Annotated in this window: 7 protein-coding genes and 1 pseudogene; 2 read left to right on the top strand and 6 right to left on the bottom strand. The window is 43.0% G+C overall.

Annotated features, from left to right (window positions below):
• Positions 1-362: 362 nt before the first annotated feature.
• Complete coding sequence (gene poxB, locus BVG16_RS32065; protein WP_078503202.1) at positions 363-2,084, bottom strand: ubiquinone-dependent pyruvate dehydrogenase; 1,722 nt, start codon at positions 2,082-2,084, stop codon at positions 363-365.
• A gap of 456 nt (positions 2,085-2,540) precedes the next feature.
• On the opposite strand from poxB, the gene BVG16_RS32060 reads away from it, so the two are divergent.
• A complete protein-coding gene (locus tag BVG16_RS32060; protein ID WP_078503252.1) occupies positions 2,541-3,410 on the top strand; it encodes an aminoglycoside 6-adenylyltransferase in 870 nt (289 codons plus the stop codon).
• A gap of 41 nt (positions 3,411-3,451) precedes the next feature.
• On the opposite strand, the gene BVG16_RS32055 is transcribed toward BVG16_RS32060, so the two are convergent.
• Entirely contained in the window at positions 3,452-3,631 is a 180-nt protein-coding gene (locus BVG16_RS32055; protein ID WP_078503251.1) for a DUF3977 family protein, read from the bottom strand.
• A 596-nt stretch (positions 3,632-4,227) separates the two neighbouring features.
• Here BVG16_RS32055 and BVG16_RS32050 point away from each other — a divergent pair.
• Positions 4,228-5,679: a serine hydrolase domain-containing protein gene (locus tag BVG16_RS32050; protein WP_078503250.1), complete on the top strand. Its 1,452-nt coding sequence runs from the start codon at positions 4,228-4,230 to the stop codon at positions 5,677-5,679.
• Between the two features lie 183 nt (positions 5,680-5,862).
• Here BVG16_RS32050 and BVG16_RS33935 read toward each other — a convergent pair.
• The 4 genes and pseudogenes from BVG16_RS33935 to BVG16_RS32030 all read right to left on the bottom strand — a co-directional run.
• Positions 5,863-6,050 (bottom strand): annotated as a pseudogene (locus BVG16_RS33935) (GNAT family N-acetyltransferase); the annotation flags it as partial.
• Positions 6,035-6,958, bottom strand: coding sequence for a DMT family transporter (locus BVG16_RS32040; RefSeq protein WP_233147239.1), 924 nt, complete (start codon positions 6,956-6,958; stop codon positions 6,035-6,037). The gene BVG16_RS32040 and the pseudogene BVG16_RS33935, both read right to left, overlap by 16 nt.
• A 76-nt stretch (positions 6,959-7,034) precedes the next feature.
• The gene (locus tag BVG16_RS32035; RefSeq protein ID WP_078503248.1) at positions 7,035-7,355 is read right to left on the bottom strand and encodes an ArsR/SmtB family transcription factor; all 321 of its coding nucleotides are present in this window, start codon (positions 7,353-7,355) and stop codon (positions 7,035-7,037) included.
• A gap of 358 nt (positions 7,356-7,713) precedes the next feature.
• Positions 7,714-8,523, bottom strand: a complete 810-nt coding sequence (locus BVG16_RS32030; protein WP_078499088.1) for a CPBP family intramembrane glutamic endopeptidase — start codon at positions 8,521-8,523, stop codon at positions 7,714-7,716.
• Positions 8,524-8,689: the final 166 nt, after the last annotated feature.

Below are 8,689 nucleotides of genomic sequence, written 5' to 3'. Positions count from 1 at the left end.
GCGACGAAATTAACTCTAATTGAAAACCGTCTTCATTTACGTAAAACAATATATGTTCTTGTCCTCAATCGGCAAACGATATATGTTCTTGTCACCCGACAATAGTTAGTAGTGTGGTTTTAAATAGTTGCAAAGGCGATCTTCATTTTGATAGTAATCAACAATGATGATTACTTAGCCATATTTGTAAACGTAAAATAGCCCCTACCTGGCAATCAGATGGGGCTATTTTACGCTTACGACCAAGGCAGTGTGTGCAGTCAGTTGTAGGAATCTTTAGAAAAGCTGATATTCCCTCCCTCTCCCTCGGGAATGGGACAATATTTCTGACTTCTGACACCACTTCAAAGTACTCCTATTTATTACCGAAGGAGATTGGTTTTCGCCAGTTCGATGATTTCGTTGCCTTGCCCGTTCAAAACGGCTTTCAGCATCCACATCGTAAATCCGCGTGCCTGCTCGAAGTTGATCTTCGGCGGCATAGCCAGCTCCTGACGATTGACGACGACGTCCAGCACTACCGGACCGCTGTGTTCGAGCGCTCGGCGAACGGCGCTTTCCAAGTCATTCGGATCCTCGACCCGGATTCCTTCGATTCCCATGGCTTGAGCCAGTACCGCAAAGTTTGGATTGTCGAGTTCCGTTCCGAATTCTAAAAATCCGGCTGCTTTCATTTCCAATTCCACGAATCCAAGCGCACCATTATTAAAGACAACGATCTTGATCGGGAGCTTATGCTGACGAAGGGTCAATAGATCTCCGAGCAGCATGGTGAGTCCCCCGTCCCCCGACAGCGATATGACCTGGCGTCCTGGCTGTGCAACCTGCGCCCCAATCGCCTGAGGCATGGCGTTCGCCATTGTCCCGTGGTTAAACGAGCCAATAAGCCTTCTTTCTCCATTCATGCTCAAGTATCGGGCAGCCCACACAGTCGGCGTCCCAACATCGCAAGTCAAAACGGCATCCTCATCTGCGAGATCGCTGATTACCTTCATGAGGAATTGCGGATGAATAGGTGCTCGGCCGGGATCTGCAAGATTGTCCAGTTCCTCGCGGACTTTGGCATAATGTGCGGCAAAGTGCTGCAGATGATCAGGGGAGTGCGGTTCCTTTAACAGGGGTAACAGCATTTCGACCGTCGTCTTCACGTCTCCGCACACCCCGTATGCGAGCGTCGTTCGCCGGCCTAGTCGGGAGGAATCCAAATCAACCTGAAGGATTGTCGCTTCTTGCGGATAAAATTGCCGGTATGGAAAATCTGTACCCAGCATGAGTAAGACATCGCATTCCATCATGGCGTGGTAGCCGGAAGAATATCCAATGAGGCCGGTTAATCCGACGGAATACGGGTTGTCGTATTCCAGATATTCTTTTCCTCGCAGCGCTATGACCATCGGGGATTGCAGCTTCTCGCACAGCTTCATGAGCGAAGCATGAGCTCCCGCGCAGCCGGCACCGCACAGCAAGGTGATCCTCTTGCCTTTGTTTAAGTAGTCGGCAAGCGTCTTCAATTCATCTGTAGAAGGGCAGACATTCGGCCGGGTGGAATGGATGACGCGTTCCGGAACGGGGCTTTCGTCGTATTCGAAAGCGGCTACATCACCCGGAAGAACTAAGACAGACACTCCCGACCTTGCCGTCGCGGTTTGCATCGCCATCGTAACCGCTCGAGGCATTTGCTTCGGTCCGGTTACGACTTCACAAAAGAAGCTGCATTCCTGAAACAACATGTCCGGACGGGTCTCTTGAAAAAAGCCGCTGCCGATTTCACTGCTCGGAATATGAGCGGCAATCGCAAGTACTGGCACTCGGTTTCGATGGCAATCGTACAATCCGTTAATGAGATGCAAATTACCTGGTCCACTGCTACCTGCACATACGGCGATTCCTCCGCTGAGGGTGGCATCCGCGCCCGCCGCGAACGCTGCAACCTCTTCGTGGCGGACATGGATCCATTCTATTTTTCCGGAACGACGGATCGCATCGAGCAAGGCATTGAGCGAATCGCCGATAATGCCGTAAATTCGCTTCACGCCGGCGTTCAGAAGGGATTCCACAATGGAATCCGCTATCGTTCTTATCAAGGGAATCTCTCCTTTTTGTTTTTATTATATTGCCATAATACGAGCAGCCTATTCTTTTCACAACGATTTAAGCCTGAACCAAGAAGAAAGCCCGGCAATCCACATCTCGGGTTTGTTGGGCTTCAATCTTAGATTAAGTAGTCAAATTTCGGTCATTTCATTCCTTATTATAGGAATGCTCCCGTTAGCGCAACGAGGTTGCCGATCCATGGTGGCAGCCTCGTTTTAGAGTTATTTTATTAAGCTATAGTGTCCCGTTTAGCTCAATATGCCAACGTATATACCTCTACTCAAATATGTTACAATTATTAAAAAGTTAATAACATCCAAGGATGGGTAGGCAGGTGATACATTGCATGAAGAAGAAGTTAGATAAGTTATAACGGAATGCCCGAGCCCCTCCTCCTGAGCCTAAGCCTTATGTTCCATTCATAAAATTTCAGGAGGATGATTTTGATGCGAAATGAAGCCGAAATGCTACAGATAATTCGAGATTATGCCAGAAACAACGTGAATATTCGGGCAGTCATTATGAACGGCTCACGGGCAAATTCCGAAGTAACTAGAGATATTTTTCAGGATTACGATATTGTTTATTTTGTTGATTCTGTGCAGAATTTTATTGATGATCAAAGCTGGATATCCTATTTTGGTGACATTTTGATTATGCAGACACCGGACAAAATGGATAACCCACACGCGGAACATTTCAACAGGTTTGCTTTTCTCATGCTATTTAAGGATGGGAACCGGATCGACCTGACTTTTTTCCAGACGGATCAGCTTGACAAATATGTCCATGACAGCCAAACAGTCATTCTGCTTGATAAGGATGGACTCTTCGGAAATGTACCATCGCCCAGCAATCGCGATTATTTGCCGACTCCTCCATCTGAGATAGAATTTTACAATTGTTGCAATGAGTTTTGGTGGGTAAGTACGTATGTGGCAAAGGGATTATGGCGTCGACAGCTTCCATATGCCATGCGGATGTATGAGGTTCCGGTACGGGACATGTTGATGCAAATGATCACTTGGTATATCGGGGTTCGAACGAGCTTTAAAGTTGAGACAGGAAAAGAAGGCAAATATTTCGAGCAATACTTGGAAGTGTCTAAATGGGGTATTTTTGTAAGAACATTTTCAGACGGAGATTATGAACGAATATGGAAGGCGCTATTTGAGATGGGATCTCTTTTCCGAGATTTAGCATTAACGGTATCCGAAAATTTCGGCTATGACTATTCAATCGATGAAGATGAGCAGGTGACATCCTATCTTCATAAGATCTACAACCTTCCAACGGACGCTAAAGATATCACTTGATTCTTCATAAAAAAGGCAACGGCTGATTATGATTTGTTTAATCAGCCGTTGTTTTTATAATCCCGGGATAATGTGAGAGTGTTATACCTAACCCTTATATAAACCGAATGAAATACTATTGGCTTAACAATTCCCTTTTGCTCAAATTCAGACCCATTAGCGAGTTCTGTTTCCGTTCGGTCTATCCAAGTATTTCCTATGCCAACCTCGATATATTTCAAGCAGGACGACCTCTTTCATCATAAATATCAACCAATTTTATGATACCACATATTGGAACTATCCTGCCTAATAGCTTAATAAAACAAGGAGCAGCTGCCACGGCAATCTACTCCTTGTTTCGTTTAACTAACGTGTTCCGTTAGCTTAATTAATTACCGGTGCAATTCTAATGGCCAACCTGTGTTTTTTTCTGCAAAATCGCACCAAAGTTTACTCAAGTTTAGCAATACTAATGAATGTATCGATTAGATGATGGATAATAAATTAATGAACAAGGTATATATGTTGAGGATTAAAGATTGTTTGTATAATATTATTAATAAATAGGATTTTGTAACGAAACAGATTGAAGAGATCCAGTTAATCTTTGATGAGAACGTTGAGGAATACTTTCGACAATTGACCCTTCTGCTGATGAAGCAGATGGGTCTTTTTGTGTTCCTAAAAATAATATCCATAAGAGTGTGAAGTTTACATAGTAATTTGATCATTGAACATCTAGTATTAAATATATTGAAATGACACATTTGGCGGATAAGGCGTACTACGGGTTGTTTATATTATCCTCGCATAATTTTTTCGAAATGGAGAGTTTATGAAAAAGACTATTGTTTGTGTATTAACGATACTTATATTATTCTCAGGATTCGAAACACAAGGTTATGCGTCGTTGTCAAATACGCAATCTGCGGCAATACAAGCGTTGCTGGATGATGCCAGTCGTATATCAGGTGTGCCGGGAATGTCAATCTCAATACTTGCTGATGATGAAGTGTTCTACTTTTCTTCCGGGTATGCAGACCGTGAAAGTGGGTTGTCTGCAAGTGAAAATACACTATATGAGTTGGCCTCGGTCAGTAAAGCTTTTACCGGCATGGGTATTCTGCTGTTGGAAGAGCAAGGGCTGCTGTCAATGACTGACACTGTCCAAAAATATTTACCTTGGTTTACGTTAAAGTATCAAGGGAAACCTGTTGATATGCAAAGCCTTACACTCAATAACTTTCTTCACCATACTAGCGGCCTAACAAATGCTAGGCATACTCAAAATATTCCACAAGGCAATACACCAGATTTGCTGCAAAAAACTGTGGAAATGCTGGTAGATGCTGAGTTGGCGTTCCCTCCCGGTGAACAGTATAACTATGGAACCGTTAATTATGACGTATTGGGTTTGGTTATTGAGATTGTGTCGGGACAAAGCTATGAAGACTTTATGAGGGAACAGGTATTTCAGCCGTTAGGTCTTCACCAGACGTATGTTTATAAAGAAGATGCTCAAGCCACCGGACAGTTGGCACAGGGCTACCGTTCTTCCTTTTTTATGACAACTCCATATAACGCGCCGGATTATTCCGGGAATAAACCCGCAGGCTACATCATTTCTGGTACAAAAGATATGGCGCATTGGATGGGCATACAGATGGGTATTGTGCAGGACATACCCGAAATATTCCATACGGTTATCGAAAAATCACATCAGGGTGATATGTCTGTTCCGGCTGTCAACGAAATGTATTATGCGGCGGGCTGGTCGGTAAACGCCAACCAAACGATTATAGAGCACCCAGGGGGCAATCCCAATTTTGGAACCGAAGTGGCCATACTGCTAAATGAACGAACAGCCGTCTGCTTGCTGACCAACGGCGCAAATATCAATAGAAGCATGGTACTAAAAGTCAAAGATATATTAGACGGCAATCTAACGCAGTCATATGAAATAAGTGGCACACAGCTTTTGGACATCATTTTATCGTCTACCACAATTATTCTTTGCCTATTGGCCGTTCTGTTCTTTCTCTTAGGATTACACAGAAGGAAAACGAATGAGCGGCAGCCAATGACAAAAAAGCGAATAATCGTAACAGCTATTTTGCTGATTGCTACGATTGCTCTGTGTATAATGTGCTGTGCATTAGATTGGTCAACGATACTTATTTGGCAAACATATAGTGTTCTTACAGCTTTGATTTCGTCGGCATTATTAACAGCAAGCATTACATGGTTTGTATACACTCACCGATATAATGCCTCGCTCCGAAAATAAGCATTTTGTTCGTTCGCCTTATTGGATTATTGTGAAGTAGACATTTGATAACAAACAATGTTAGCACAAAGGGAGTGTCTGCACACTCCCTATTTTTCGCCGTTACTTATGGTAGGGTTCACCGCAAATGATCTCAAACTATCCTGCCCGTTATTTCAAAAATGAACTGGCATCTATATCATCTTATTCTTGAATTTCTTTGATACTTCTCCCGTCTAAAAAGGCATGATCTATTTTCAATTTATCGACTGTTTGAAATCCATACTTTTGATATACCTTTTCGATTGATTCATTTATAGGAAAAGCCCAAAGATATTTTTTCCTCTATTCATTACTTCTTTTTGTATATGCTGAATTAGTTCACCGATGATTTGCGGCCACTGGTTTTAGAAGTTGCAACATAAACACCTATCAGCACCATTACCATCCCCACGATTTGTGTCAAAGTAATTGAACTACCATATGCAATAACTGCAAGTAATGTAGCTACAATAGGGGTTAGGTTTAAATACATGCTTGCTTTACTACCTCCTAATAGCTCTACACCTTTGTTAAAAATGACATAGCCGATCAATGTTCCACATACAACCATGTAGGCCATTTCAATCCAACTCTGTGCCGACATATTTGATACTTTATCCCAACCACCTTCAAATACAGTACTGATCGCCAGAAAAATTGCTCCTGATAACATCATAATTGTATTCGATAACATTACCGGTACTCCTTGTATAATAGATTTACCTGTTAGTGCATAAATAACCCCACATAAAAGAGCTGCAACAAAAAGCAAGTCTCCTAAATTAAATGAGAGAGATGACAAAGCCGATAGTGAACCTTTAACTATAACAATAATTACCCCCATCAATGATAAAGATAAACCGATACCAAATTTATTGTTCCAATTTCCTTTACAAAACAAAACGGAACCTACCATAGTGAATACAGGCATAGCAGCTATGATTAATGCACCGTTTGTTGCCGAAGTATATTTTAATGCCGTAAAAAAGAGAGCGTTGTAACCAAAAACCCCAATGAAGCCAATAAATAATAAGCCTTTCCAGTGTTTCTTTATCTCTTTCCAATGCCATTCTTTTTGAATAAGTACGATTATCGCTAGTATGATCCCTGTTATACCAAAACGAAGCGTTCCAGCAACAAGCGGTGGAATTTCCGTAATAACATGCTTTGCCGTTACAAACGCCCCTCCCCAAAATAAAGGAACGAGTAACATTAAAAAATAAATGCTCTTCGATTGATCCCTATGCTTACTCTCCATTTTTTTCATCCACCTCATTTTTTTCATAAATGTTTATATGTTTAAAAATTTGAACCTTAAAGCGAAAAAGAACAAATCAATAGCTTTGTTCAATAGTTTGAATCAGTTCTTTGATTTGTTTTAGAAACTCTTTCGAACTCAATGAATAAAATTTTTCATTTCCATTCCTGTGAAAAGCAATCAAACCTGCTTGCCTCAGTATTTTCAAATGATGAGAAACTGCTGGTCTTGAAAGCTCCATTCTTTCTGTTATCTGATTGACATTTAAGCTATCTTTCTCAAGTAAAAGCATAATGATTTGTTGGCGATTAACATCTCCTAAGGCTTGAAATATGGGAGTTGTTAATTTAAATTTTTCTAATACCAGTTCTTTGTTATTGCATTCATAGTTTTCCATACTCTTCATCCTTATGTTTAAGCTTTTAAACATACTTATCGTACTTTAATAATCATAGATTTGTCAAATTGATTTAGACGTAGGGTACCAAGATTAAAGAACCAGTTTCAAAAAGGCTCTTATTAAAATAAGATGCAACAGCAAATTTTCTTTAGAAAGTGCTGCAAAATATGAATATTTGGCGAACAACTATACAGTATCTCACCGAAATACGAAAAACCCGCACTCATTATCGAGTGCGGGTTTCATAAGGGAGTAACCTTATTGTATTGTCTTGCTTTATTGTTTTTTTCATGACAACGAAAGACCGTCGTCAGACCAGAAGGTTCTGCCCCCTTTATTCAACTATCGTTCCCAGTTAGCGCAATTCAGGGAAGGTATTATTACTTTTCCTCGTTCCCCTGCCCGTGCGAACCGAGTGAACGATCAGCGCACACACCGCAGCGATCAAGGTTGCAACCGCCATCGTCGCCATCGCGTAAGCGTCTCCTCCCTCTTCCTTGAACCATAGCAGCATCGCTAGGTTAATCAGTGCGTGGAACGTCGTGGCCGTCGGCAACTTAAGTCTTTTGCCGCGCAGCAGCTCTCCGAGGATGACCGAGAGACAGACGGCAAACAAGATGAACGAACTTGCGTACAGCCAGCCCTCGGCGAACACCCCCACATGCCACACGCCCCACAGCAGTCCGACGACGACAGAGGATAGTAGGACGCCCATGCGGGTCTGTAGGGCGGGCTGCAGAAAACAGCGCCAACCGATCTCTTCTCCAGCCGCTCCGATGAACTGCGCAATGACGATGATCCATATCGGGTGCGCCAGATCGAACGGATTCGTAAAGTCGATCATATGGCCGGACAATCCGTACCAGGCCAGCGCGACCACGAAAATCGCCACCACGATCAGCACTGCTTCCCCCAATTGAGCAATGCCCGCCTTCGATGATTGGAGTCCCGCCTGGCGAACAAGCCCTCGAGAGCCAGGGAGTAACCACAGAACGACAAGTACCGCCAGCATCGGCCCGAACTGCGTCAGCTGGATGATCACCACAGGGATGCCGGTAGCCGGCTGCACGATTCCAAGCAGTAGCGCGAAGACGGAAGCTAGAACATAATAAGCGAGCACGATCCCGCTCAGTCGATTGAATCTCGGACTATCGATTAACGTCATATCAAGCCACCTCGATCAGATGATTTTTCCATACCATCATATTAAGCGAAGGATCATCTCGCTAAAACAGGCTAAAGTCTCGTTATCGCCTGGACTGGAGACGGATGACGTAACCACGACTTCAACTAATCTGCCCGTTAHGCTNDGRYANAGTATHNATSSGYAS

Origin of the sequence: Paenibacillus selenitireducens (assembly GCF_002021565.1) — a bacterium.
Lineage (GTDB): Bacteria > Bacillota > Bacilli > Paenibacillales > Paenibacillaceae > Paenibacillus_K > Paenibacillus_K selenitireducens.
The sequence above is the reverse complement of the archived record's forward strand: the minus strand, read 5'-3'. Positions and strand labels throughout refer to the sequence as shown.

Excerpts from the sequence above, each read along its gene's own strand:
- BVG16_RS32060 (WP_078503252.1), top strand. The coding sequence starts at position 2,541 with ATGCGAAATGAAGCCGAAATGCTACAGATAATTCGAGATTATGCCAGA.
- BVG16_RS32050 (WP_078503250.1), top strand. The coding sequence starts at position 4,228 with ATGAAAAAGACTATTGTTTGTGTATTAACGATACTTATATTATTCTCA.
- BVG16_RS32040 (WP_233147239.1), bottom strand. The coding sequence starts at position 6,958 with ATGGAGAGTAAGCATAGGGATCAATCGAAGAGCATTTATTTTTTAATG.
- BVG16_RS32035 (WP_078503248.1), bottom strand. The coding sequence starts at position 7,355 with ATGGAAAACTATGAATGCAATAACAAAGAACTGGTATTAGAAAAATTT.
- BVG16_RS32030 (WP_078499088.1), bottom strand. The coding sequence starts at position 8,523 with ATGACGTTAATCGATAGTCCGAGATTCAATCGACTGAGCGGGATCGTG.